Source organism: Sphingomonas oligophenolica (assembly GCF_039522915.1).
Taxonomy (GTDB): Bacteria; Pseudomonadota; Alphaproteobacteria; order Sphingomonadales; family Sphingomonadaceae; genus Sphingomonas; species Sphingomonas oligophenolica.
This window is the reverse complement of sequence record NZ_BAAAEH010000023.1, coordinates 41,825-66,702: the sequence shown is the minus strand read 5'-3', so window position 1 is coordinate 66,702 and position 24,878 is coordinate 41,825. Positions and strand designations below refer to the sequence as shown.

22 protein-coding genes, 1 tRNA gene and 1 pseudogene are annotated in these 24,878 nt (G+C 61.1%); 7 read left to right on the top strand and 17 right to left on the bottom strand.

What is annotated here, in order from left to right; genetic code table 11:
* Positions 1-191: 191 nt before the first annotated feature.
* The 6 genes from ABD050_RS12595 to ABD050_RS12570 all read right to left on the bottom strand — a co-directional run bounded on the left by ABD050_RS12595 (position 192) and on the right by ABD050_RS12570 (position 4,368).
* The gene (locus ABD050_RS12595) at positions 192-1,928 is read right to left on the bottom strand and encodes a VanW family protein (protein ID WP_343889707.1); all 1,737 of its coding nucleotides are present in this window, start codon (positions 1,926-1,928) and stop codon (positions 192-194) included.
* A 127-nt stretch (positions 1,929-2,055) separates the two neighbouring features.
* A complete protein-coding gene (gene rplA / locus ABD050_RS12590) occupies positions 2,056-2,754 on the bottom strand; it encodes a 50S ribosomal protein L1 (RefSeq protein WP_343889705.1) in 699 nt (232 codons plus the stop codon).
* Between the two features lie 4 nt (positions 2,755-2,758).
* Positions 2,759-3,190, bottom strand: coding sequence for a 50S ribosomal protein L11 (rplK, locus tag ABD050_RS12585; RefSeq protein ID WP_343889703.1), 432 nt, complete (start codon positions 3,188-3,190; stop codon positions 2,759-2,761).
* A 172-nt stretch (positions 3,191-3,362) separates the two neighbouring features.
* Positions 3,363-3,899, bottom strand: a complete 537-nt coding sequence (nusG, locus tag ABD050_RS12580) for a transcription termination/antitermination protein NusG (RefSeq protein WP_343889702.1) — start codon at positions 3,897-3,899, stop codon at positions 3,363-3,365.
* 14 nt (positions 3,900-3,913) lie between these two features.
* Positions 3,914-4,111, bottom strand: a complete 198-nt coding sequence (secE, locus tag ABD050_RS12575; protein WP_343889779.1) for a preprotein translocase subunit SecE — start codon at positions 4,109-4,111, stop codon at positions 3,914-3,916.
* A gap of 180 nt (positions 4,112-4,291) precedes the next feature.
* Positions 4,292-4,368, bottom strand: a tRNA-Trp gene (locus tag ABD050_RS12570).
* Positions 4,369-4,681: 313 nt separating this feature from the next.
* On the opposite strand from ABD050_RS12570, the gene ABD050_RS12565 reads away from it, so the two are divergent.
* The 3 genes and pseudogenes from ABD050_RS12565 (at position 4,682) to ABD050_RS12555 (ending at position 7,049) form a co-directional block, all read left to right on the top strand.
* Positions 4,682-4,903, top strand: coding sequence for a hypothetical protein (locus tag ABD050_RS12565; protein ID WP_343889701.1), 222 nt, complete (start codon positions 4,682-4,684; stop codon positions 4,901-4,903).
* A 76-nt stretch (positions 4,904-4,979) separates the two neighbouring features.
* Complete coding sequence (locus ABD050_RS12560) at positions 4,980-5,714, top strand: helix-turn-helix domain-containing protein (RefSeq protein ID WP_343889700.1); 735 nt, start codon at positions 4,980-4,982, stop codon at positions 5,712-5,714.
* Positions 5,715-5,940: 226 nt separating this feature from the next.
* A pseudogene (locus ABD050_RS12555) lies at positions 5,941-7,049 on the top strand (IS110 family RNA-guided transposase).
* A gap of 347 nt (positions 7,050-7,396) precedes the next feature.
* On the opposite strand, the gene ABD050_RS12550 reads toward ABD050_RS12555, so the two are convergent.
* The 11 genes from ABD050_RS12550 to ABD050_RS12500 all read right to left on the bottom strand — a co-directional run bounded on the left by ABD050_RS12550 (position 7,397) and on the right by ABD050_RS12500 (position 18,223).
* Positions 7,397-7,924 (bottom strand): HupE/UreJ family protein, encoded by a 528-nt coding sequence (locus ABD050_RS12550; RefSeq protein WP_343889778.1) that lies wholly within the window; start codon positions 7,922-7,924, stop codon positions 7,397-7,399.
* 28 nt (positions 7,925-7,952) lie between these two features.
* Positions 7,953-8,582 (bottom strand): urease accessory protein UreG, encoded by a 630-nt coding sequence (gene ureG, locus ABD050_RS12545; RefSeq protein WP_343889699.1) that lies wholly within the window; start codon positions 8,580-8,582, stop codon positions 7,953-7,955.
* Positions 8,579-9,325, bottom strand: a complete 747-nt coding sequence (locus tag ABD050_RS12540; protein WP_343889698.1) for an urease accessory protein UreF — start codon at positions 9,323-9,325, stop codon at positions 8,579-8,581. The genes ureG and ABD050_RS12540 overlap by 4 nt, the downstream gene beginning before the upstream one ends.
* Positions 9,291-9,791 (bottom strand): urease accessory protein UreE, encoded by a 501-nt coding sequence (locus tag ABD050_RS12535; protein WP_343889697.1) that lies wholly within the window; start codon positions 9,789-9,791, stop codon positions 9,291-9,293. The genes ABD050_RS12540 and ABD050_RS12535 overlap by 35 nt, the downstream gene beginning before the upstream one ends.
* An 11-nt stretch (positions 9,792-9,802) precedes the next feature.
* On the bottom strand, positions 9,803-11,512 hold the full coding sequence (ureC, locus tag ABD050_RS12530; protein WP_343889696.1) for an urease subunit alpha: 1,710 nt from the start codon (positions 11,510-11,512) through the stop codon (positions 9,803-9,805).
* Positions 11,512-11,838, bottom strand: coding sequence for an urease subunit beta (locus tag ABD050_RS12525; protein ID WP_343889695.1), 327 nt, complete (start codon positions 11,836-11,838; stop codon positions 11,512-11,514). Before ABD050_RS12525 ends, ureC begins: the two co-directional genes overlap by 1 nt.
* Positions 11,835-12,137 (bottom strand): urease subunit gamma, encoded by a 303-nt coding sequence (locus tag ABD050_RS12520; protein WP_343889694.1) that lies wholly within the window; start codon positions 12,135-12,137, stop codon positions 11,835-11,837. Before ABD050_RS12520 ends, ABD050_RS12525 begins: the two co-directional genes overlap by 4 nt.
* 3 nt (positions 12,138-12,140) lie before the next feature.
* Positions 12,141-12,803 (bottom strand): urease accessory protein UreD, encoded by a 663-nt coding sequence (locus ABD050_RS12515; RefSeq protein ID WP_343889693.1) that lies wholly within the window; start codon positions 12,801-12,803, stop codon positions 12,141-12,143.
* A gap of 184 nt (positions 12,804-12,987) precedes the next feature.
* The gene (locus tag ABD050_RS12510) at positions 12,988-14,514 is read right to left on the bottom strand and encodes an amino acid permease (protein WP_343889691.1); all 1,527 of its coding nucleotides are present in this window, start codon (positions 14,512-14,514) and stop codon (positions 12,988-12,990) included.
* A 107-nt stretch (positions 14,515-14,621) separates the two neighbouring features.
* Positions 14,622-15,035 (bottom strand): DUF3830 family protein, encoded by a 414-nt coding sequence (locus tag ABD050_RS12505; protein WP_343889690.1) that lies wholly within the window; start codon positions 15,033-15,035, stop codon positions 14,622-14,624.
* 428 nt (positions 15,036-15,463) lie between these two features.
* Positions 15,464-18,223 (bottom strand): TonB-dependent receptor plug domain-containing protein, encoded by a 2,760-nt coding sequence (locus ABD050_RS12500; protein WP_343889689.1) that lies wholly within the window; start codon positions 18,221-18,223, stop codon positions 15,464-15,466.
* Between the two features lie 520 nt (positions 18,224-18,743).
* Here ABD050_RS12500 and ABD050_RS12495 point away from each other — a divergent pair.
* The 4 genes from ABD050_RS12495 to ABD050_RS12480 all read left to right on the top strand — a co-directional run bounded on the left by ABD050_RS12495 (position 18,744) and on the right by ABD050_RS12480 (position 24,828).
* Positions 18,744-20,375 carry an amidohydrolase family protein gene (locus tag ABD050_RS12495; protein ID WP_343889688.1) on the top strand — a complete coding sequence of 544 codons (1,632 nt, stop codon included), beginning with the start codon at positions 18,744-18,746 and terminating at the stop codon, positions 20,373-20,375.
* A 45-nt stretch (positions 20,376-20,420) separates the two neighbouring features.
* A complete protein-coding gene (locus tag ABD050_RS12490) occupies positions 20,421-21,944 on the top strand; it encodes a serine hydrolase domain-containing protein (protein ID WP_343889687.1) in 1,524 nt (507 codons plus the stop codon).
* 70 nt (positions 21,945-22,014) lie between these two features.
* A complete protein-coding gene (locus ABD050_RS12485) occupies positions 22,015-23,046 on the top strand; it encodes an alpha/beta fold hydrolase (protein ID WP_343889686.1) in 1,032 nt (343 codons plus the stop codon).
* A 51-nt stretch (positions 23,047-23,097) separates the two neighbouring features.
* Entirely contained in the window at positions 23,098-24,828 is a 1,731-nt protein-coding gene (locus ABD050_RS12480; protein ID WP_343889685.1) for an N-acyl-D-amino-acid deacylase family protein, read from the top strand.
* Positions 24,829-24,878: the final 50 nt, after the last annotated feature.

Genomic DNA, 24,878 nt, shown 5'->3' with positions numbered 1-24,878 from the left:
TACGAAAGCGGCAGCAGACCGACGCGCCTGCGCGCGAGCGGTGAAATTCCATTCCCCGTCTAGGTGGGAGATTAAGGCCGGAGGATTCCGGCCACCCACTGTCTCGGACGGTAACTCGTCAGGCGCGAACGTCTGGCGAGCGAGGTGGGGCTGTTAGCGGGGTTTCGGGGAAAGTCAATGTCGGGCGGGTCTCAGTACATCGTCATTGTTGCCAACAGCGCCTCGCGCAGATCGCGACTTTCATCAGGGGCGATCAGGGTGAGGCCCGGCTGTGGCGGTATACCGCATGCTGGTGTTGCGATGACCGGCAGCCCGGCGTGCAATGCCCGCAGAAGGGCTTGGGGTCGATGTTCGATCAGGGCGGGGAGAACGACGCCGGCGATTTCGCCAGGATATTCGCCACGCCCAAGCCGGCGAACATTCAGCCCCGCCCAGAAATCCGGACTCTCCTCCGCACCTCGTTCGACCAGCAGTTCGATGTCCAACCCGCGCATCGCGTCCCGCATCGCGTACGCGCCTTTGCGCGCCAGCGCCGGGCCGGCGAACAGGAAGGTCCGGCCACCGCGTTTTGTCGGGAGGGGCGGGGCGGAGCCCCAGTCGAGCAGCTTGGCCCGGCCGTTGGGGAAGTAGGCTGCGACGGCGCGATGCGCTGTGATGAGGCGGGTCGCTGCGCCCAAAGCTTCGCGCTCAGCCGTGACGATCGCCTCGGGCGCGCGGAAATCGCCCAGCGTCGGGCTTTCGCGATGGCGGGAATGGGCTTCGTCGAGGATATGGTGGAGTGCCTCGACCGGCAGCCGATCCATCAGAACCTCGAAGCTGCGGCCCTGCAGCGCCCCCGACAGCCAGAGATGCGGGAGGAGGCTTTGCGCCACCACGAGATGCGTGTGGGCCGACGAGAGGCGGCGCGCGTGCGCTGCGGCGAGCCGCGCGTCGGCGGCCAGCATCAACCCGGCGCGCGGCGTGCCGACGGGCGCCAGCCGAAGGGCGAAAGCCCGGCGAAGGGCGGCAAGATCGGCGGTCTTTTCCATGGCGATGGCCGGCCAGGCTCGGGCACCTGCTCCGAAACGGCGGGTTGAGAGGTGAAGCGTATCGGCGGACCTGGCGCGTTCCTGGTACAATGCGGAAAATTCGGGCGTCGCTGAGTCGACGAGCCAGGCGGTCGGCAAAGAGGCGGCTTCCACATCCGGATCGTGGCGATGGCAACGCGTCTGGCCACAGCTCAGGCAATCATGCGCTTCGCGCCCCGCGAAAAAGTCGGGCGCGGGTGGTTCGATCCCGGCGCCATAACCGCGGATCGTCAGTTCGAGATCGTCGGCGGTGAGGCGTGCCTCGATCCGAAAGGAGCGCCGGCCCCGCATCCTCAGATCGAGATAATTCCAGAAGACCGTGGCATCGCGCCCCGCCGCGGCGCGTGATCCAGGCACGATACGTGTGTGCGGATGGCGCTCGACGATCTCGAGCCCGGCCTGAAGCCCGGCGTCGTACAGCGCGTTGGATAGCTGGCACAGCCCGCCGCCGATCGTCGCGATCATGCAGCCCTCGCGCAATTCGCGCCCGGCGACATAGCCGCGCCGGCGGACCGGACGGCCGACCTGGCGCCAGAAGCTCAGGATCAGTCCCGCCTCGACCTCGATGCCGTCGAGGCCGCGCAGCGCACATCGCAGGTTCTGGATCTTGCCGGCGTTGAGCAACCGGTCCTTCTCGCCATCGGCGCCGGTCCAGAGCGGTGTGCGCACGGTTGCCAGCACGGGCGCGTCAGCCAGGGCGACAGCGCGGGCGTGGCGCAGGGGCGCAAGGCCCGGCGTGATGTCGCGCAGAAGGCGGTGCGCGCGAAGCGCGCTCGCCCTGGCGGCGAAGACCAGCGCGCTCACGCGTGTCGGCACACCCGCAATGGGCAGCGCCGCAGCAGTCGCGAGCCGATCGTTCACGGGGCGCCCCTCATCCGAGAACAACAGGATTCCTGCTCGTGGAGGGCAAGTCAATCGCCGCACCGAAAAAGCAAAAGGGCCGGAGTTTCCCCCGGCCCTTCGCATTTCTGTCGGATCGTACCGAAGATCAGGCAGCCGCAACCTCGGCGGTGTCGACCTTGATGCCCGGGCCCATGGTCGAGCTGACGGCAACCTTGCGGACATATTTGCCCTTGGCGCCCGACGGCTTGGCCTTGACCACCGCGTCGACCAGCGCGTCGAAATTCGCGCGCAGATCCTCGGCCGGGAAGCTTGCCTTGCCGATGCCGCTATGGATGATGCCCGCCTTCTCGACGCGATATTCGATCTGGCCGCCCTTGGCTGCCTTGACCGCTTCGGCGACGTTCATCGTCACGGTGCCGAGCTTCGGGTTGGGCATCATGCCCTTCGGCCCGAGGATCTTGCCGAGGCGGCCGACGACACCCATCATGTCAGGGGTCGCGATGCAGCGATCGAAATCGATCTTGCCGCCCTGGACGATCTCCATGAGATCCTCGGCACCGACGACATCGGCACCGGCCTCACGGGCCTCGTCTGCCTTGGCGCCCTTGGCGAACACGCCGACGCGCACCGTCTTGCCGGTGCCCTTGGGCAGGGTGACGACGCCGCGGACCATCTGGTCTGCGTGGCGGGGATCGACGCCGAGGTTCAGCGCGACTTCGATCGTCTCGTCGAACTTGGAGGTCGCATTGGCCTTGGCGAGCGCGATCGCCTCATCGACGCCGTGCAGCTTCTCGCGGTCGATGGTCGTGGCGAGGGTCTTCGCCTTCTTGGTCAGCTTTGCCATGATCTCAGCCCTCCACCACTTCGAGGCCCATCGCGCGGGCGGAGCCTTCGATGATGCGCGTTGCCGCGTCGATATCGTTGGCGTTCAGGTCCTTCATCTTCGTCTCGGCGATCTGGCTCAGCAGCGAGCGCTTGATCTTGCCGGCCGAAAGCTTGCCCGGCTCCTTCGAGCCCGACTTCAGGCCAGCTGCCTTCTTGATGAGATAGGACGCCGGCGGCGTCTTGGTCTCGAACGAGAAGCTGCGGTCGGCATAGACGGTGATGACGGTGGGAAGCGGCGTGCCGACTTCCTGGTCGCCGGTCTGCGCGTTGAACGCCTTGCAGAATTCCATGATGTTCACGCCACGCTGGCCAAGCGCGGGGCCGATCGGCGGCGACGGGTTTGCCTTGCCCGCCGGCACCTGCAGCTTGATATAGCCGGTAATCTTTTTTGCCATGTCTCACTCTCTTTCAAGTTTAGCGGTCCAGACGGCTTTTGACGGCCTCCCGCGGATACGCATTTTACAAACGCCCTCAATCCGTCATGCCGGACTTGTTCCGGCATCCACCGGGCCGCAGGCGCGGACGGTGAAGTGGACCCCGGAACAAGTCCGGGGCGACGAAACCAAATTACTTCGCGCGCTCGACCTGCTCGAACTCGAGCTCGACCGGCGTCGCGCGGCCGAAGATCGAGACCGACACCTTGACCCGGCTGCGATCGAAATCGAGCTCCTCGACGATGCCGTTGAAGCTCGCGAACGGGCCGTCGAGCACCTTGACCGAATCGCCGATCTCGTAGTCGACCTTCATCTTCTGCTTCGGCGCAGCGGCTGCCTCGTCCTTCGAGTTCAGCATCCGCGCAGCTTCGGTCTCGCTGATCGGCTGGGGCTTGCCCATCGATCCGAGGAAGCCGGTCACCTTCGGCGTGTTCTTCACCAGGTGATAGACGTCGTCGTTCATGTTCAGCTTGGCGAGGACATAGCCGGGCATGAACTTGCGCTCGACCGACACCTTCTTGCCGCGGCGCGCCTCAGTCACCGTCTCGGTCGGCACTTCGATCTGCTCGACGAGCTGATCGAGGCCCATGCGGGTGGCCTCGGCCATGATCGAGTCGCGCACCTTGCCCTCGAACCCGGAATAAGCGTGAATGATGTACCAGCGCGCCATGTGTCGTCCCAAATTCAGTTCGCGAGCTTCAGCAGCGCATTGACGATCGCCTCGAAGATCGTGTCGATCCCGAAGAAGAAGACCGCCAGCAGCGTCGTCATGATCATCACCATCACGCCGGTCATGACCGTCTCGCGCCGGGTCGGCCAGACGACCTTCCTGGTCTCCGCCTTGACCTGGTTGAAGAACTCGAGAGGTGTCGTCTTCGCCACGCTGTTCAGCTCGCTTTCAAAAACGCCGAAAGATCGAGGCATGGGGCCGCTGCCCGGTCCCAAGGAACCGGCGCCGTCCAATCCTCGATTTCGGATTGACCGCGCAGATAGCGCCGACGTGCCCGGAAAGCAAGAGAGAGTGCGGCGTTCTGCCGGAGCCGATCGGTCGGATGCGAGGAGTGGCAGGGGAGCTCGGACTCGAACCGAGGGCCTTCGGTTTTGGAGACCGACGCTCTAACCAACTGAGCTACACCCCTGTGCGCTGCCGGGCTTTAGCGTGGTGTTGAAATAGGGGCAATAGCGAACGCCTGGAAGGCGCCCAGTGGCTAGCTAAGTGCCTGTTACAAAATATAAAATCGGCATCGCTCTGAACAAATTCGCCGCCTCTTTGCGGCGCTTGGGTCAAGGACGTTCGCACAACCACAATTCGTTGCGCCTTCGAAACGAAGGACATTTCGGGACAATTCGGGACCGGGAGGGACATCAATTGTGCCCGGATTGTGCCCGTGAAACCCAGACAGGGCAGCGCTTTGACCGGGCAGGGCGATCGAGGCACGCCAGCATGAGCTCGTGATAGAAAACGAGATTGTGGGTGAAGATGACGATCTGGCGGCCTGTCGCGGCTTCATCGACCAGCCGGCGTGCCACGCGCCGGACCCGTCCATGGTCAAGGCTGGTGACCGGGTCATCGAGGATGATACCGCAGCGGCAACTTCAGCGCTTGAGTGCACGGATCGGTATGCTCAACGCCGGATCAGAGCGGATTTATCTTTCTTTAGAAAAAAGCTCTAATCGCGTATCCGGGGGCGAGGCAAGACGGCCACTTGGCACGCGACCGAGGGCCGCATCGATGGAAGGACGGAAAAGCTTGAGTCAGCGAACCTCTCTCGGCGGTGTCATCCGTCGCATTCGCTACGAACGGGAATGGTCTCTTGCGGAAATGAGCGCCGTGGTAGGTATTCCGCTGTCCACGCTTGCGAAAATCGAACGTGGCGAGCTTTCGCTGACATACGACAAGCTATTGCAGCTAAGCGAGCGGCTTGAAATCGGCTTGCCAGAGCTGTTCTCCATGCCAGTCGTTACGCAAAATCCGGTCGGAACGGGGCGCCGGAGTGTATCCGGCGAGGCCAACACCATTACCGTTGCTTCTCGTAATTACGACGATAATTATCTATGTAGCGATTTGCGCGCGAAGATCATGACGCCGATTATTATCGACGTTAAGGCCGCCGATATTGAGGAGTTTGGTCCCCTCATAACCCATGACGGCGAAGAATTTGTCTATGTTGTTTCCGGCTCCATTGTTGTTCACACAGATTTTTATGAGCCGACAGAGATAAAGACGGGAGGCGGGCATTATCTGGACAGCCAGATGGGGCACGCTTATGTGAGGGCTCCCGGTTGCGATTCCGCAACGATCCTTGCGGTGTGCGCGAGCAGATCCGACGGACTCGACCAGGCGCTCATCGAGCAAATGGTTGGATTTTCCGAACAAGCCTCTGGCGCTCCCCGGGTTGGCAAAAAGGCGAAAGCCAAAGGCGGGAACCGCCCTCGCAGCAGCCCTTCCCCTGTCCGCGCCCGTGCAGGATCGGCTCGGCGTTAGCGGCGCGAAAGATACGTTCGTATCCGTACGATGGCAGTCCTCGCTGCTGTCTTGCACGAAAGTCGGCGCAGATAGGTCAATCGACGGGCCAGGCCCGCTTTGGCACAGTCGACATCGCCCAGCTAGACCACATGTTCGCCTGAGGCTGGGCAAGCCCACCTCGTAATATGCAGTGCAGAGTTCGCACCGGGCTGGTCTGGCGCGATCTACTGCATGGAGGCGAACGATGAGCCAGTTGGTGAAGTATGTGGGGCTGGACGTCCACAAGGACACGATAGCGGTTGCAGTTGCGGAGGATGACAAGCGTTCCGAGGTTCGCGAGCATGGCACGATTGCGAACACACCGGCGGCGATGACGAAACTGCTAGGCAAGCTCGGCGGACCGGGGATCGAGCTGCACATTTGCTACGAGGCCGGACCCTGCGGATACGGCATCCAGCGTCAGGTGGCGGCTGCCGGTCATAGCTGCGCCGTGGTCGCCCCATCATTGATCCCTCGTCGCCCGGGAGACCGCATCAAAACGGATCGCCGCGATGCGGTGAAGCTGGCCCGATTACACCGTGCGGGCGAGCTGACGTCAGTATGGGTTCCTGACAGGCTCACGAAGCGATCCGCGACCTGGTCCGAGCTCGGCTGGCCGCGGTGCGCAGTCTGCGACATGCTCGTCAGCAACTGTCTGGCTTTCTGCTCCGGCACAGCCACCATTATCATCGCCCCGCATGGACCCAGATGCATCGGCGTTGGCTGTCCGGGCTGCGCTTCGCACAGGACGCGCATCATATCGTGCTGGAGGACTGTATCGCGACGATCGACGCCGCAAAGGAGCGGCGTGACCGCCTGACGGCTCAGATCGAGAAGCGATTGGCGGACTGGACACTGGCGCCGGTCGTCGAAGCCATGCAGGCGCTGCGGGGCATGGCGCTTGTCGCTGCGGTTACGATCGTCGCGGAGCTGGGGGACATCAGCCGCTTTTCGAAAGCTGAGCAGCTCATGTCCTATCTCGGGCTGGTACCTTCGGAGGACTCCAGCGGGAAGCGGCGCCGGCAGGGCGGCATCACTAAGGCCGGGAACGGCGCGGCTCGACGGATGCTGATCGAGGCAGCCTGGAGCTACCGTTTTCCGGCGCGGATCAGTAGGGAGCAGCTCTTGCGCCAGGAGCAACTCGCCGCACCGATCCGGGCGATCGCCTGGAAGGCGCAGGAACGGCTCTGCCTCCAATATCGCAAGCTCGGTCGTGCCGGCAAACCGATCACGACCGTCACAACCGCGATCGCTCGCCAACTCGCCGGCTTTGTCTGGGCGATCGCCCATGAGGTAAACGCGCCCACAGCGTGACGGTTGTCACCAACAGCGAAAAGGAGACTGAATCCCGCCTGGCCCTTCATCTGTATTTGGGCAAAGTTGGGGGCACGATCACGGTAGGAGAACCCTCGTTACCACTAACAGCCGGATTTCAATCCGACGCTGGTTCCTAGACAGCGGAAACTCCGCGACGCATCAGGTCCGGCGGTAACCAACCCGCGTATCAGAGCATGATCAACCGTCGTTTTGAGGCCGTGCCTCCTACTTCGCCCAACTACAGACCGATCGAATGATTTCTGCCGACCAAAGGCAGGAAGCCATTTCTCGCGCTCACTCATTGATAAGGCGAACATGAGAGCAGTACGCTGAGAACGACGTGCTCAGCACCGGCTGAACCGTGTCGGCGCAAGGAGACGCGCTGCCACGGTCATTCCGAGCATGTGGAGGGCCAAGGTGGCGCAGACCATGCCGATCGCGAAGCTGATCGGCGAACCACCAATGTCTGCACCATGTGCAAAGCCATGTGCGAATCCGAACAGCGCAACGGCAAGGAACTGAAGACCCAGCGGCGTCCGCCGGGCAACAAGAATAAGGAAGGGAAGGCCGGCCAACGAGGCAAGAATGACCGCTTCAGCGCTGAAATTCAGACCAACAGGCACAAGGGCGAAGCCGATGATCATCGCCGCAACGAATGTGGCGGGACCGGACCATTTCGCTTTCACGGGCAATAGGGCCGCCCAGACGCCCACCATCACCATGACGGCGAGATGATCGAACCCGGTAAGGGGATGAATCAGGCCGCCAAGAATTCCGAGATTCTCGCCATGACCAGGGTGCGCCATTGCTGGCGTGGCGAAGAATATTCCTATTGCCGGGATCGCAAGTCGCGCATGTCGAATAAGCTTCATGGTCTTCAACCTCATCACAGAAAGAATGTCAGTCGGCGGCACGAAGAGGGGCTAGTCCACCGCGCTCGACGATGAAGTCGGCGACGGCACGCCCGCCATGCCCGGCCTTGATGTTGGCGAAAAGGAATGGCCGCTCGCCCCGCATTCTGCGCGCGTCATGGTCCATCACCTCGAGTGACGCGCCGACCAGGGGCGCGAGATCGATCTTGTTGATCAGCAGCATGTCCGAGCGGGTGATGCCAGGGCCGCCTTTGCGCGGAATCTTGTCGCCCGCCGACACGTCGATCACATAGATCGTGATATCGGCCAGCTCGGGACTGAACGTCGCGGCGAGATTGTCACCACCGCTCTCGATCAGGATCAGATCGAGGCCGGGGAAATCGCGTTGCAATTGGTCGACCGCAGCGAGGTTCATCGATGCATCTTCGCGGATCGCGGTGTGCGGGCAGCCCCCGGTCTCGACACCAAGGATACGTTCGGGCGCAAGCGACCCGGCACGCACGAGAAACTCGGCGTCCTCGCGCGTGTAGATGTCATTGGTGATGGCGGCGATCTGGTGTGTCTCGCGGAACTGGCGGCAGAGCGCGTCCATGAGCGCGGTCTTGCCCGAACCGACGGGGCCGCCGATGCCGACGCGCAAGGGAGTGGAAGACGTCATGTTCTGAACAGCCTCGTATATTGGGTCTCATGGGCCATCGTGCCGAGATCGGCGACGAGCGTCGCGCCGCCGATCTGCTCGAGAGGATCATCAGCGGGCAGGGCGACCGCGCGAGCGGTCACACGCCGGATGCCGGGACGTAGCGCAAACAGGATCTTCTGCGCGTCGGTCTGGCCGAGCGGCACCAGTCGCTGCGCGGCCGACACCAGATTGGCGACGACGCCTTGCAGGAAAGCGCCCAGAGCAGGTTCGATCGGCACATCGCGTCGCGCGGCCAGGCAACCAAAGACCACCGGATAGGCAATGTCCATGTCCCTGACTGCATCGAGCGGCGCGAGCAACACCGCGCCGAGGGTGGACCTTGCAATGCGGCGGAACGCAGCCCCCTGCGCCGTCATCTCCAGGCGGCGTTCGGCCGACGTCGCGCTGGCATGGGCGAGTTCCGCTATCGCGAGCAATGCCCGATCGTTGTCGGCGAGAGCGGCGCGATGGGCGTGAACAAAGAACACCGCGTCGTTCCAGATCGGGCCGTTCGCAACCAAAGTCTCGATCCACACGAAAGCACTGTCGGCATCGGGCAGGAACCCCGCATCGCAACCCCATTCGAGCCCCCCTGAAAAGGCGAAGGCGCCGATCGGCCATGCCGGGGACGACCATGTCAGCAGATCGAGCAGCGCCTGCTGCCCGTCCACATCCTCGCAGATCGCCTCAGTGATGGGCATGATGATGGCCGGGCGTGCCATGATCGTGACTATGGTCGTGAAGGCCGGCCCCGGCATAGGCGCCACCTTCGGGGTCGAACGGTGCCGCGATATCGGTGCAGCGGCCGCCCAGCCCCTCCACCATGGCGCGGATGACGTGGTCCTTGCGGATGCGGATGCGCCCGCCACCGTCGCCTGCCACGAACTGGGTGGGCAGATGGCGATTGCCGAGATGCCAGGCGATGCGGACCAGCGCGGCGCCGTCCATGGCCATGATCTCGAGCAGAGCCTCGTCGGCGGCCTCGATCGCGATTGCGCTGCCGTCGTCGAGTCGCGCGACATCGCCACCACGCATGTGGACGGCGCGCGGCATGTCGAGCAGCAGCGACTCGCCCGCCTGGGTGGTGAGAACGAGGCGCCGGCGATTACGATGATCGAAATCCAGCAACAGGCTGTCGGCGGGCGTTTCTGTCGGGAATGGATGCTCGACGGCGATGATCCTGCGCATGTCCGGGTCTCTCAATACAGGAAATAGCGTTGAGCCAGCGGCAGCACCGTCGCCGGCTCGCAGGTGAGAAGTTCGCCATCGGCGTGAACCTCATAGGTCTCCGGATCGACCTCGATCACCGGCAGCGCATCGTTCAGCTTCATGTCGCGCTTGCCGATTGATCGGGTGCCGCGAACCGCCATCACCGCGCGGCGCAGCCCGAGCCGGCCAGCCAGGTCGGTCTCGACCGCGGCGGCGGAGACGAAGGTTATGCAGGACGCCGCCATCGCCAGACCGAAGCTGCCGAACATAGGCCGGCTGTAAACGGGCTGCGGCGTCGGGATCGAGGCGTTCGCGTCGCCCATCATCGCCTGGATGATCATGCCGCCTTTCAGCACCAGGTCGGGCTTCGCCCCGAAGAAAGCCGGATTCCACAAGACGAGGTCGGCGAGCTTGCCGACTTCGACCGATCCGATCTCGTGCGCCATGCCCTGGGCGATCGCGGGATTGATGGTGTATTTGGCGACGTAGCGCCGGGCGCGCAGATTGTCATTGTCGCCGGTTTCGCCGGGGAGCGGCCCCCGCTGCACCTTCATCTTGTGCGCTGTCTGCCACGTCCGCGTGACGACCTCGCCGACGCGACCCATCGCCTGGCTGTCCGAGGACAGGATCGACAGAGCGCCCAGATCGTGGAGGATATCCTCCGCCGCAATCGTCTCCTTGCGGATCCGGCTCTCGGCGAAGGCGAGGTCCTCGGCGATCGAAGGATCAAGATGATGGCAGACCATCAGCATGTCGAGATGCTCGTCGATCGTGTTGACGGTGAACGGCATGGTCGGGTTGGTCGAAGACGGGATGACATTGGCGAGGCCGGCCACCTTCAGGATGTCCGGCGCATGGCCGCCACCGGCACCCTCGGTGTGGAAGGCGTGGATGGTGCGCCCCTTGAAGGCGGCGATGGTGTCGTCGACGAAGCCGCTCTCGTTGAGCGTGTCGGTGTGGATCATCACCTGGATGTCATGGTCGTCCGCCACCGACAGGCAGCAATCGATCGCGGCCGGCGTCGTGCCCCAGTCCTCGTGGAGCTTGAGCGCAGCGGCGCCTGCGCGGATCTGCTCGATCAGGCCCTCGGGGCGGCTCGCATTGCCCTTCCCGGCAAAGGCTATGTTCACCGGCAGGCCCTCGGCCGCCATCAGCATCCGCTCGATATGCCACGGCCCCGGCGTACAGGTGGTGGCGTTGGTGCCGGTCGCCGGACCGGTGCCGCCGCCGATCATCGTCGTGATGCCCGAGCTGATCGCCTCCTGCACCTGCTGCGGGCAGATGAAGTGGATATGCGCGTCGACGCCGCCGGCAGTGACGATCTTGCCCTCGCCGGCGATAATTTCGGTGCCGGGGCCGATGATGATCGTCACCCCCGGCTGGATGTCGGGATTGCCGGCCTTGCCAATCGCTGCGATGCGGCCGCCGATCAGGCCGATATCAGCCTTTACGATGCCTTTATGGTCGAGGATCACGGCGTTGGTGATGACAGTATCGACCGCGCCCTGCGCGCGGCTGCGCTGGCTCTGGCCCATGCCGTCACGAATGACCTTGCCGCCGCCGAACTTTACTTCCTCGCCAAGGATGGTGGCGTCCTGCTCGATCTCGATGATCAGCGCCGTGTCGCCGAGGCGAAGGCGATCGCCTATGGTCGGGCCATACATGGCGGCATAAGCTGCGCGCGACATGCGGTAGGCCATCAGTCGAGCGCTCCCATGACATCGCCACGAAAGCCGATCACCTGCCGGTCGCCGCGCATCGGCACGAGGAATACCGTGCGTCGCTGCCCCGGCTCGAAACGGACCGCCGTACCCGCCGGAATATCGAGACGGCGGCCATGTGCCACCGCGCGGTCGAAGGAGAGCGCCGGATTGCTTTCCGCAAAATGATAATGACTTCCCACCTGGATGGGCCGATCGCCCGTGTTTGCGACCTCGAGCTTTGTGACTGCCAGGCCCGCATTGAGGACGCGCTCGCCCGGCATGGTCAGAATCTCGCCGGGAATGATCGGCTGTTCCGCTGTCATCGGATGGGATCGTGCACGGTGACGAGCTTGGTGCCGTCCGGGAATGTCGCCTCGACCTGCACGTCTTCGATGATCTCCGAAATACCGTCCATGACCTGGTCGCGCGTGACAATATGGGCTCCGGCCTCCATCAGGTCGGCCACGGTCCGCCCATCGCGCGCGCCCTCGAGGATGAAATCGCTGATGATGGCGATGGCCTCCGGATAGTTGAGCTTGACGCCACGTTCCAGCCGTCGCCTGGCAACCGTCGCGGCCAAAGCGATCAGAAGCTTGTCGATTTCTCGCGGCAGAAGCATCATGCGTCAGTTCCTCCAGGCAGACGGAAGCGCCCGCTCTCCGCGCAGGGCGGCGAGGGCCGGCAGCAGGTTCTGGTGCAGGGCGGCGCCATCAGCCGCCAGAAAGCGAGCGAGAAGCAGACCGTTCCAGCTCGATGCTGCCGACCGCCCAAGGACCCGATCGGCGACAGCGCGCAGCGCTTCAAGCCGGGCACTCGCATCCTGTGCGACGAGCAGAAGCGTCGCGATTGCCCTCGCTCCGTTCCCGACGGCGGGCAACTCGAGCATCGCCTGAGGGCTTCCCTCGAGGCGCAGACTGTCAACATATATCAGCTGGCCGTTGCGCCGGATGCGCCACCGGTCGAGGAGACGTCCCGTCGTCATCGTCTCGCCCATGGCGGTGCGGCCGAATATTATCACCTCAACCGCCAGAAACGTGGCGTCGCCGCACATCTCCACATCGAGCGTGCGATCGAGGTCGGACCGGTCGAACAATATCGTTTCTTGTGGCAGCCATTCCACATCGGCATCAGCAGCAATACGGAGCTTGGTCGTGACGTAGGCGGGGCCACCCGTCGAACGGTAGATTTTCTCGGCAGCCAGTGTCGTCACCATTCCGCGGGATTGCTCTCCCCAGTCAAATTCCTGGTTTAGTCTGTCGCCGCCTGTGAGCCCTCCCGCGGTGTTCATCACAACGGCTTCGATAGGAGCGTCCGCTGCGCCGCGCGGAAAACGAACCCGGAGGCACCCTTCTTCGCGACGGGATGCTATTCTCGTCACACCCGAGCGATCGTGTAGCGTCAGCGATAATGTGCCTCTGCTCCGCGCCAGCGCAGCGGGGCAATTCGGTGAGGGCGCAAGTTTCGACCGCACGCTATAACCCACGTGGCTGAACCACCGGCGATGTCACGTCGTCGTCTACGTAATGGACTTCGCGCAGTCCGCGACCCACATGACTCTTGCGACGACCGTAGGAGAAATAGACGATCAGTCCCAGTGCCGCCCAAACGACGAATAGCGTGAGCGTGTAGCCGGACAGATTGAAGAAGAGATACAGGCAGCCCAAGATCGAAAGTGGCGCGACGATATTGATAAACGGGGCGCGGAAAGGTCGTACGCGATTGGCGTCGGTTCGACGAAGCACCATTACCGCGACCGACACCATCGCGAAGGCGAACAAGGTTCCCGCGTTCGAAATATCCGCCAACGCGCCTACCGGGAAGATCGCTGCGAAGAAGGACACGAACACGCCCGTGATCATCGTAATCACATGCGGTGTCTTGAATCTTGGATGAATTTTGGAGAGCCGTTCGGGGAGCAGGCCATCACGGCTCATCACGAAGAATATTCGGGTCTGGCCATAGATCATCATCAGGATGACCGATGGTAGGGCGATACCGGCCGCCAGCCCGATCAAATTGCCAATCTGCGGCCAGCCAATGCTGCGCAGCGTCCAGGCCAGCGCTTCCTTAGAGCACACGACCGCATCATTGGCGATGCCGTTGCATGCGCCGGTCAATGCCGACGATCCCGGCGCTAGCCCCGCGCCGCTGGCATCAAGCATAGGTTGGGCGCCGACCGATCCGATCAGGCCCGCCGCAACCAGGACATAGAAGATCGTGCAGATGCCAAGCGAGCCAAGCAGGCCGATAGGCATATTGCGCTGCGGGTTCTTTGTTTCTTCCGCTGCGGTCGAGACCGCGTCAAACCCAATATAGGCAAAGAAGATAGAGGCGGCAGCAGCGGAAATACCGCTGAAGCCCAACGGGGCGAAAGGCATGAAATTCTTCGAATTCATCGCCGGCACCGTAAGCGCGATAAAGACTGCCAAAGCGGACACTTTTATCGTGACCAGGACGGCATTGACCCGCGCACTTTCTGTGGTACCTAGGACCAACAGCCCCGTGACCAGCAGCGCGATGATCATTGCAGGCAGATTGATGATGCCGCCGCCGCTCGGCCCGGATGTCAAAGCTGCGGGGATGTGAATCCCGGCAAAATTCGTGAGCAAACCGACAAAATAGCCCGACCAACCCACTGACACTGCCCCGGCCGAGAGCGCATATTCGAGCACCAGCGCCCAGCCGACGATCCAGGCGAGCATCTCTCCCATCACGGCATAGGTGTAGGTATAGGCGGAGCCCGCTACGGGCACCATCGAGGCGAGTTCAGCGTAGCAAAGCGCCGCGACCGCGCATACGATCCCTGCGATGACGAAGCTTACCAGCATACCCGGTCCCGCCTTTTGAGCAGCCTCCGCCGTCAGCACGAAAATGCCGGTGCCAATCACCGCGCCGATTCCCAGCATGGTCAGCTGAAAGGCTCCCAGGGAGCGGTGCAGAGACCGCTTTTCAGCCGTCAGTAGAATTGCATCCAGGGACTTCACGCGGCCTAGCAACATTCTAATCTCCCAGTGGGCACTATCGCAACGGGCCGAGTTCCAGCCGGAGGGCGCAACCGCGCGACACGAAGCGTTGAAGCACGAACAACGATCGCGTGCGCACGCAGCTATGCCGCGGAAATCGTGATGTCCTGAGCACCTTCCCAGAGCGCGCGGCGCCCCACTTCCGGCAGCTGCTCGATACCATCGACGATCGTCAGGAAATGATTCCCCGCAAGCTGGCCCATCTTGCTCGAAAACAAGACGCCGCCATAAGCCAGAAGTATTTCAGTCTCTCCGAAACCACCCGGATATAGAATGATCTGTCCGGGCGCCGGGTGGCTGGTATGGTTTTCAAAAGGAACCGCGAAATTCGTATCGCCCAATGGAATCCAGCAACCTTCCCCGCTCCAGCGACAATGAACCAGCTTTTGAGAATAAGGGAGCAGTTCTATAAATTTCGCGGCTGTTATCGGCGCCAGCGCCGTTTCAATACGGCCCGTAAACCGCAAGTCGCCTATCAAAATCCGAACTGTCGTCATTAAAGCCTCCGTAGTGCGGCTTCCCTTGCCGCTCTCAATTGATACGCGGACCGATGCACAAAATGCAATCCTATTAGAGAATATTTCTCGTATTAGATTATTTGTTCCGGCTTCTTGGTCCAACCTCTCGGACAGCCGCGCAACTGAATCCTTGCAGGCGATGCCGTCGGATCGGGGATGCGCGGCTCTCCTGGACCATCGCGCGTTGCCAAGGTAGGCGAGGGGATGGTGGCTATGGCACGCGCTGACCGCCTCAATCACCAGGAGACCAACGACACTAGCGTTGCGCAATTCACGGCAAGCTTTCGCCAATTGACGAAAAACCCGTCACGACCGCCTGGTGGAGAAGAAGGGGAGTCGGGCGCTCCTCTCCCCTTCTCTCAACGCATAGGCCAATCTGCCCGTTCTACGGCACCACCCCTAACTCGCTAGATCTTCACCTTGACGCTCAAGCTGAAATATCTGCCCATCACATCGTAAAAGGGCGTGGCATAGAGAACATAGGGCGGATCGCGATCGAAGATGTTCTGAATGTTCGCCGAAATTGTAAACTTATCTATCTTCAGATAACTGCCAAGATCGAGATAAGTGCGCGAGCTTATCTTGTTGTTCACGATTGGGGAAAGGCTGTCATAATTACCACCACCGACGTAGCGGACACGGGCATCGATGCCCAACTTCTCGCTGTCATAGCTTATGGTTCCTGTGCTGCGCCATTTGGGGACGTTGAAGGAGATGATGTCGCCGACGTCTCCAGCCCGGTTATAGATTTGTACCCCGTCATTGATGATCAGACTGGGGACATAGTTTGTGATCGAACGCATCCGCAAGGTTCCGCTCGCTTTCGGGAACAGCCGGGAGAGAGGCGTCTCATACGCGATGTCAATGTCCAGGCCGTGGGTCTTGTATGACGCGAGATTGATGTAGGTGCTGTTGATCGTCGTTATTTTCCCGCTGCTGTCCCGCGTGATCTGGGCACAGGTCACGGTATTGCCGTTGGCGCACTGGTTGACGATGTCCTGCTCCGAGAGCGATGCAATCGCTTCGTTGATATCGATGCGGTAATAATCCAGCGACATGTGGAGTCCCGGAATATAGTGCGGCGAATAGGTTCCACCTATGGTCAGGGTGTGCGATATCTCAGGCTTCAAAGCTGTATTGCCGCCGCTAAAGATGACCACGGGCGTATTCTGGTTGTTCCTCGTCGGGTCGATGACGAATGAGTTTATCTGGTAGTTCGTTGAATACAGTTCTTTGATGTTGGGAGATCTGATGTCTCGCGAGTAGACGCCCCTCAGCAGGAAGTCGTCGAACAGGCGGACCGTTCCGCCATATTTCCATGACCAGATGCCGCCGCTCGTGCTGTAGTCGCTATAGCGCGCCGCGCCATTGAGATCGACCTTCGCGACGTGCTCGATATCGAGGATCGGCACCACGGTTTCGGCAAAGCCTTCCTTGACATCGAACTGACCCGCGATTCCGGGCGCATTGTTGAAGCTTCCCAAAGCCCCCGCCGAGGATAGGGGGTCAACATAATTGACGACTTGCTTTTCCTCGCGGTAATCCACGCCAAGGGCGACGGAAACCTTACCCGCCCAAGTCGAGAAGGGATCGCCATGAATGCTGCCGCCGGCAGCGAGCAGCGAATTGGTCGTGGTGAGGTTGACCTGATCGGCGTTCGCAAAAGCATAATTGATCGCCGCCTGTGACGCGTTGCCCGCACCGAATATGTTAAGCGGTTTGCACGCGGTGGTCGGGTTCGTGAGCGCAACGCGACAGACGATATTTCCCGACGGATCACGGACTGCGTCGATCGCCTGTTCGAAATTCGCCTCTATTCGCTGGTTATAGAAACCTTGCGACTGGCGGATCGCGCCATAATCGAAATAGGCATCGTAGGACCAGCTTCCGCCGATATGGCCCGAAGCGCCCAGCGAGCCTTCGAGCGTGCGGCGATAATATTTGAGCGTTTCGTAGCCGGCGGGATCTCCGAATATCCGCCCGAGAAAGAAGGTTTGGGGCCCGCTCGCCAAGGCGGCCCGCACAGCCGGCGTCAGGAAGGCGTTGTCCTTCTGGATGACGATGCCATCAGTGGTCGATCCGTCCACTTCTTCCGGAAAACTCAGGCTATCGTCCCACATCTTGGTGAAGTTGAAATCCGCCGAGAGCTTCAGCGCGTCGCTTACTTCATACGTCCCGCGCGCATACGCATTGGCGCGATGATAAGGCGCCGCTATCACCTGAAAGTCCCCGCCGGAGACGCCGTTCCCGCCGATCGTGCTGTTCGAATTGGTCTGGCTGCCGAGCGGTACCGGGCTCAGCGAACCATCGGGATTGAATTGCATCCCCGCCAATGCGCCGGATGTGATGACCCCGCCTTGCGAAGCCACAGTCGTGTTGACGTTATCCGCCAGGAAGAGCTGACCGCTATTGGTCCCGAACAGATTGGAGTCGAGATTGGGCCGCGAACCGTCACCGCGCCCGTACAAGCCTTGATCACGGAAATATTCGCCGGTGATCATGAAATGACCGCGTCCACCGGCGAATTTGGTGCCATAGGTCAGGTTTCCGCCATAACGCTCACCATCGCCGCGCGATGAGATGCCCGTATTCAGCCCCGCATTGAACCCCTCGAGATCATCATCAAGAATGATATTCACGACGCCCGCGACGGCACCCGATCCCCAGGCGGCTGACGCACCGCCGGTCACGACATCAATGCGCTTTACGATGCTCTGCGGGATCGTATTGAGATCATTGGCGCCAACAAAGCGATGGCCATCGAGCAGGGTGAGCGTGCGCGCGGAACCGCGCGTGGATCCGAGACCACGAAGATCGATTACGGCCGCGCTGCTGTTTGTGCTGCCGTTCGTGAGCATCGGCGTGCCCGCGGCTCGAAACTGCGGCTGATCCGAGAGCACTTCACCGATGGTTTGCCGATTTGCGTTTCGAATGGCTTCTTCGCCGAGCGTCAGGGTCGGCGTCGGCGCGTCGAACCCGTCACGTACAACCCTGGTAGCCGTCACCGTGATTTCGGATGATTCGGATTCCGGGCTGTCCGACCCGGCCGGCAACGACGTCTGCGTCGCTGGGGCTGGCGGAATTTCCTGGGCGGACGCCGAACCCGTTGAAGCCAATGCTATCGTTAGGGCGGCAAGGCTTACGCCTAGGTTTGAGTGATTGAGCATTTACAATTCCCCTTTTCATTTCATGCATCAAAACCTTCCGCGCCTCCTGCGTGACCGCCGCCCCACGCCTCGTTGATGGGCTATTCCGGTAGCGGCCGTCGATTCGTCCATATGATCCGTTTTCGAGATATTTGTCAAATCCGAGAAATTTTGAATTGCAGCTACGATTGAGGCGACCGGCATTTGACAAAATAGTATCTGAATATGTTTTTATCTATGTTAAGAAAAAACTGGTATTTCTGTATATCGGCTTCAGCAATTTAAATAAACATGATCCACTATGTTTCGAGATGTGCATTAAAAAAAGCCATTATGATTTCGATTTGATCTGATATTAGTCAAAACTATTATGATCGCGGCCGTGGATTTGACTTTGCAATAGGGGATATATGTCATATGAATCTTTACCCCTTCGGGATCACTCTCGCGCAGTCGGAGAAGGGGAGGCCGAGCGGCGCCCTACTTCGAGAGAATTTCTCATATTCGGTTGCGCGCGTGGCGTTTTTTTGGGAGACACACCGTGGCTGATGAGAGAGATCTGAAAATGGGCAGGTTCAAATTACGCGACGCGTGGCGTTGGCGCTCCGGCATGGGACCGGCACTTTTGTTGGCGGCGCTTCTGTCAACAGCGGCCGACGCGGATGGACTATGGGCCTCTGCTCACGGCGAAAAGGACGCTCGCCGCTACGACCTCGTGATCAATGGGGGGCGTGTTATTGACCCCGAAAGCGGCCTGGATGCCCAGCGCAATCTGGGCATTGTCGCCGGCAAGATTGTGGCGATCAGTATCACTCCGTTGTCGGGACGAGAATCGATCGACGCCACGGGACTGATCGTCTCGCCCGGATTTATCGACCTTCACTCCCATGCCCAGCAATTCGTCGGGGCTCGTATGCAAGCGCTCGACGGTGTGACCACCGCTCTCGAACTCGAGAGCGGGACGTTGCCCGTGGATGTGTTTTATAACCGCGTGGCGCACGAGGGGCGCCCGATCAACTTCGGTGCATCCACCTCCTGGATGAAGGCGCGCCAGCTTGTGATGGATGGAGTCCAGCCGTCCGCCGATTTCGACCACGAAAGTAATACGCCCAATGCGGAGACCAAAGTTGCGAGCGAGCAAGAAATGCAAGCCATGTCCAAGCTCCTGTCAAGCGGACTGGATGCCGGAGGGCTAGGTATCGGGTTCCCATTGGGATATGCCACTCCGACTGGACGCAAGGAATATTACGAACTCAATCGGCTGGCGGCGAAGCGCGGCGTGCCAACGTTCGTCCACTATCGTTTCCAGAGCACCGACGAGCCGGATAGCTCGTTCGAAGCAGCTCAAGAGGTGATCGCGGTGGCCGCGGCCACCGGAGCCCATATTCACATCTGCCATATCAACAGTTCCGATCTTCGGGACGGCAAGCGCATCGTTGCGATGTTCAAGGCAGCCCAGGCGCGAGGCGTCCCGATTACGGTCGAAGCCTATCCCTATAGCGGAGCAGCCTCCGCGATCGGTTCCTCGATATTTCGGGGCCCCAATTGGCGCCAACGTCTTGGCAATCTTCAGATTTCCGACTTGGATCTCGATGGCAAGCCTCTTGATCAGGCAACGTTCGACAGGTTGCAGCGAGATGCCCCCGACACGATCGTGATCGCGCATATGACACGTCCGGGCATCGTAGCGGGCGATCAGGAGCTGCTCGACGAAGCCGTACTCTTCCCAGGTGGCGCGATCGCGTCCGATTCCGTGCCCTGGACCGTCAACGGCAAGATCATCAAGGATGACGTCTGGCCGCTTCCCGCCAATGCATGGTCTCACCCGAGAAGCGCCGGCACATTTTCCCGGTTCCTCGGACAATATGTCCGCGATCGCCACCTGATTTCCCTGCTCGAGGGCATCAGGAAACTGACATTGATACCAGCGCAAACGTTGGAATCTGTCGCACCGGAGATGGCCAACAAGGGGCGTATTCGGATCGGCGCCGACGCGGACATCGACGTGTTCGATCTCAAGACGATTACGGACAAGGCGACGTTCGATAAACCGGCCCAGCCGTCAATCGGTATGCGCTGGGTTCTGGTTGCGGGCGTGCCCGTCGTCGTACGCGGCAATCTTATGCCGCACGCACTTCCTGGCAAACCCATCCGTGGGCCACGTCGCGACTAGGATGACCTTGCCGTTTCAACATGGCGCAAAGAAGGAGCAGCAATCATGATCCTCGACCGGCCGATATTGAATCGCCGCGCGATCTTGACGGCAGGACTGCTGGGTGCCGGCCTCTCGCGCTGGGGCACGGCGTCGGCGATGGGGCTGACTCGACCGGGCACTGGCGCAGTCCGCACGAAGTTGGCCGCGATCGGTCGCACCGTGGAGGAAGAAACGCGCGCTGGGCGTGCAACCGGCATCGCGATCTCGGTCGCAGAAAAGGGCCATATCCTCTGGGAGGCTGGATTTGGCGCCGCGCGCCAGGGGCCCGCAATAGCTGCAACCGCACATACCCCTTTCAGCCTCGCCTCCATCTCCAAGACCTTTGCCGCTGCTGCGGTCATGCGCCTGGTCGAGGTCGGAAAGCTTGATCTGGACGCGCCGATTGACCGCTACCTTCGATCGCCACTGCCCCAGTCGCATTTTGACGCGAAGTCCGTGACCTTGCGATTATTGGGCGGGCACGCCGCCGGATTGCCCACGCTTTTCGACATGTTTGATCCTGCCCGCCCGCCAGCAGCGATTGCTGATCTCGTACGCAGCTATGGGGAACTGGCTTATCCACCGGGGGAAAGATACGAGTACGCCAATCTGGGATACAGCCTCTTGGGTGAGGCGGTCAGCCACGTCACCGGCCGGCAATTCCCGGCCAGCCTGAATGACCTGGTCATTCGACCCTTGGGCCTTCGCAATACTTTTTATGACGCCGATCCCGCGCGGATGGAGGCCGCCGCCGGCCGCTACGACCAGAATGGCCGCGAAATACCCTTCTATACGACGGCAACGCCGCCTTCTGGCGAAGTGTATGCGAGCGCACATGATCTCAGCATCTTTGCTGCGCATATGATGGGAATAACAACTGAAGGGCGCGGGCCGCTCCTCGGCCCTAAAGCCCTCGACACACTTTTCTCGCCAGTGCTTACCAGCCGCTCGAAGGCCTTTACGACGTTCGGCTGGTCCGGGCGCGACGTCTCCGGCGAGCGCATGATCGCCAAAACCGGCGGCCAGCCCGGGGTCGCTGCGCGGCTGACGCTGCTACCGATGCGCAAGATCTCGATCGCCGTCATTGCCAACCGCGATGACAACCGCGACCTTGTGGCAGAAATCACCTCCCAAATTGCTTCATCGCTCATGTCCGATTGGAGCAATCCCGATTTTCATATGGATGACCTCCCGCCGCCGGACGCAGGCCCACAGGACTGTGACGGGACGTGGACCGGCTCTATCCGAGGTGGCGACGTATCCGAGGATATTGGCCTTCTCATCAAGGCCGGTGGTGCATCCACATGCAGATTGGGAAACGATAGCGCTCGACCGATCCTGGATATGACAAATCATTCGCCCGTGCTCACGTTCGGTGTGGACGGTGATCTCTCTGCCGGTGCCGCCACTGATGGCTCTCCACCCAAGATGGATTTCAAGCTTGTCGCTCGAAACGATGGACTCGTCGGGCGGTGTCTCCGCATCCGCGACAGGCCCGGCTTTACCTCGACCGAACCCTACATCGTCACGTTATCGCGATCATCATGACGCTCAAATCTCTGACGAGACGTTTCTCGAACGGAGAAAGGCATAGGCTCCTCTTTGCGGAATCGGCAGAATGACAAAGACCAGAATGGCAGCACGTGCACTGTTGATTGCCCTGCTTGGTGTCGGATGTGTTCTCGCTGTCGGAGCGGCTTATAATGCTCTCAGCCTTCGCCACTATCGCTCGACCGCCGGCGTTCCGGGAAAGCTTTTCACGGTCGACCGCTACAAAATGCATCTCTTTTGCACCGGTCACGGCGGCCCGGCCATCATCCTCGATGCCGGGCTCGGTGACGATTCCCTCATATGGGCAAAGGTGCAACCCGAACTCTCACAGCATACGACCGTATGTGCCTATGATCGAGCGGGTTTCGGTTGGAGCGAGCCGCGGCCTGGTCGCCGGGACGCGAATTCGATCGCCGACCAGTTACATGGTCTGCTCCGCACCGCCCAGATAGCTCCTCCCTACATTATGATGGGCCACTCGATCTCGGGCCTCTATCTTCGCGCTTATGCCAATCGTTATTCTTCCGACCTGGCAGGGCTGGTCTTCGTGGACGGCGCGACGCCCCTTCAAGATGACCGCATTCCCAAGGCCCTCGTCGCCATCCAGGATGAGCAGCGTCGCGACATGCCCTGGGACCGGTTCCTGGTGGCCGTCGGTTGGTATCGGGCCAAGGGCGCGTGTACGCAGATTCTACCGGGCTTCGAGCACTACACGGCCTGGATAAAGGCCGATAGTTGCGTGCCGTCGCAAATCACCGCCGTGGAAGCCGAGCTCGATTCAGAACGCCTTTCCGGCGAAGAGACCCTGCATGCAGGACCCTTCGCCAACCTTCCCATTCTGATCCTTTCACGCGATCCTGCCGTGCTTCCATCCAACTGGCCGAAGGACGTCGGCAAAGCGAATGCGACGATCTGGAATCGCATGCAGGAAGAAGCCAAATCCCTGTCACCACATTCCAGGCGCATCATCGCCAAAGGCAGCGACCATTACATCCAGATCGACCGGCCCGATCTGCTGAACAAGGAGGTTCTCGCCTTCATGACAGATATCCAGAAAAAGGATTTTTCCCGTCTGGACGGCACGACAACATTTCAATGATGTGGAAAGGGCATGGTCACCCTGGTTCAACGCCAGCGAACGAGGCTTGAGATGAAAAGACTTTCCACGTTGATCATGATCTCGCTGATGTGCGCCACGGGATCGAGCGCCGGCATCGGCCATGAGCCGCGATCGCCCGAACCTGCCGTCAGCATCGCCATCAGAGGCGGCACGATCTATGATGGGCTGGGTGGAGAGCCATTTCTTGGCGACATACTTGTGGCCAATGACCGCATCGTTGCCGTCGTGAAGGGTGGGTCCAGGGTCAAGAGCCGTTTGAACATCGACGCTCGCGGTCTGGCGATCGCTCCAGGCTTCATCAATATGCTCAGCTGGGCGAACGAAAGCCTGTTGGTCGATGGCCGAGCCATGTCGGACATCAAGCAAGGCGTGACACTGGAAATCCTGGGGGAAGGCGAATCCATGGGTCCGCTCACGCCGGACATGAAACGCGACATGGAACGCAGCGAGGGCGATCTCAGATATCCGGTGACATGGACAACGCTCGGCGAATATCTGGAGCATACGGCCAACCAGGGGATCGCACCGAACGTGGCGTCTTTCGTGGGCGCGGCGACCGTCCGGATTCACGAGCTGGGCAAGGACGATGTCGATCCGACGCCGGAGCAGCTCGGACGCATGCGCGGTCTCGTTCGGCAGGGGATGCAAGAAGGCGCCCTGGGTGTGAGCTCAGCGCTCATTTATGCGCCCGGCGCTTATGCGGAGACGCCCGAACTTGTCGCGCTCGCGCGGGAGGCGGCACTCTGCGGCGGCATATATATAAGCCATGTCCGGTCCGAGGGCGACCGGCTCCTCCCCGCCATCGATGAACTCATCGACATCAGCAGGCAGAGTGGTGCGCCGGCCGAGATCTATCACTTGAAGCAGGCCGGGCGCGCCAATTGGGGCAAGATCGATGCAGCGCTTGCGCGGATTGAGGCTGCACGTGCCCAGGGACTGCGGATCACGGCGGACATGTATAGCTATACGGCCGGTGCGTCGGGTCTCGACGCAGCGATGCCGCCTTGGGTCCAGGCTGGAGGCTATGACGCCTGGGTCAAGCGACTGAAGGATCCGCAAATACGCGCTCGTGTGGTGAAGGAGATGTCGCGCCCGGCAAAGGATTGGGAGAATCTGTATCTCGCTGCCGGCGGGGCCGATAATGTCCTGCTGATAGGGTTCAAAAATCCGGACCTCAAAAAATATACCGGGAAGACGCTGGCCGAAGTCGCAACGGCGCTGGGCGAAAGCCCGATAGAGGCCGCGATCGATCTGGTCATCAGGGATGGAAGTCGGGTCAGCACCGCCTATTTCATGATGGATGAGGCAAATGTCAGGCGGCAAGTCGGCCTGCCCTGGATCGCATTTGGATCGGACGAAAGTGCGCCGGCATCGGAGGGCGTGTTCCTGCTATCGAACAGCCATCCTCGCGCCTACGGAAATATCGCCCGCCTTCTCGGGCATTATGTGCGCGAGGAGAAGGCGACGACATTGCAAAGCGCCATCCAGCGTCTGACCAGTTTTCCTGCGAAGAACCTTGGCATTCGCGATCGGGGGAGCCTCACCGCCGGCAATTTCGCTGACCTTGTCGTGTTTGATCCGAAAACGATCGGTGATCACGCAACCTACGCCCAGCCTGCGCACTATGCGTCCGGCGTAAGAGACGTGTTCGTCAACGGCATTCCGGTGCTGCGCAACGGTCAGGCGACCGGTCGGAAGGCCGGGCAGGTCGTGCGGGGGGCAGGGTGGCAGGGCTGGCCCAATGGCGGGCAGTGCCACTAGCCTAACACCTCACGGTCCCCGAGCAGCGTTGCGACACGCCTTAGGCATCA

Bases quoted from the DNA above. Each gene is read 5' to 3' on its own strand.
- ABD050_RS12490 (WP_343889687.1), top strand. From the start codon at position 20,421: ATGATCCTCGACCGGCCGATATTGAATCGCCGCGCGATCTTGACGGCA.
- ABD050_RS12480 (WP_343889685.1), top strand. From the start codon at position 23,098: ATGAAAAGACTTTCCACGTTGATCATGATCTCGCTGATGTGCGCCACG.
- ABD050_RS12525 (WP_343889695.1), bottom strand. From the start codon at position 11,838: ATGACAGCGGAACAGCCGATCATTCCCGGCGAGATTCTGACCATGCCG.
- ABD050_RS12550 (WP_343889778.1), bottom strand. From the start codon at position 7,924: ATGAAGCTTATTCGACATGCGCGACTTGCGATCCCGGCAATAGGAATA.
- ABD050_RS12535 (WP_343889697.1), bottom strand. From the start codon at position 9,791: ATGCGCAGGATCATCGCCGTCGAGCATCCATTCCCGACAGAAACGCCC.
- ABD050_RS12510 (WP_343889691.1), bottom strand. From the start codon at position 14,514: ATGTTGCTAGGCCGCGTGAAGTCCCTGGATGCAATTCTACTGACGGCT.
- rplK (WP_343889703.1), bottom strand. From the start codon at position 3,190: ATGGCAAAAAAGATTACCGGCTATATCAAGCTGCAGGTGCCGGCGGGC.
- ABD050_RS12520 (WP_343889694.1), bottom strand. From the start codon at position 12,137: ATGATGCTTCTGCCGCGAGAAATCGACAAGCTTCTGATCGCTTTGGCC.
- ureC (WP_343889696.1), bottom strand. From the start codon at position 11,512: ATGGCCTACCGCATGTCGCGCGCAGCTTATGCCGCCATGTATGGCCCG.
- ureG (WP_343889699.1), bottom strand. From the start codon at position 8,582: ATGACGTCTTCCACTCCCTTGCGCGTCGGCATCGGCGGCCCCGTCGGT.
- ABD050_RS12505 (WP_343889690.1), bottom strand. From the start codon at position 15,035: ATGACGACAGTTCGGATTTTGATAGGCGACTTGCGGTTTACGGGCCGT.
- rplA (WP_343889705.1), bottom strand. From the start codon at position 2,754: ATGGCAAAGCTGACCAAGAAGGCGAAGACCCTCGCCACGACCATCGAC.
- nusG (WP_343889702.1), bottom strand. From the start codon at position 3,899: ATGGCGCGCTGGTACATCATTCACGCTTATTCCGGGTTCGAGGGCAAG.
- ABD050_RS12515 (WP_343889693.1), bottom strand. From the start codon at position 12,803: ATGAACACCGCGGGAGGGCTCACAGGCGGCGACAGACTAAACCAGGAA.
- ABD050_RS12500 (WP_343889689.1), bottom strand. From the start codon at position 18,223: ATGCTCAATCACTCAAACCTAGGCGTAAGCCTTGCCGCCCTAACGATA.
- ABD050_RS12485 (WP_343889686.1), top strand. From the start codon at position 22,015: ATGACAAAGACCAGAATGGCAGCACGTGCACTGTTGATTGCCCTGCTT.
- ABD050_RS12540 (WP_343889698.1), bottom strand. From the start codon at position 9,325: ATGGCACGCCCGGCCATCATCATGCCCATCACTGAGGCGATCTGCGAG.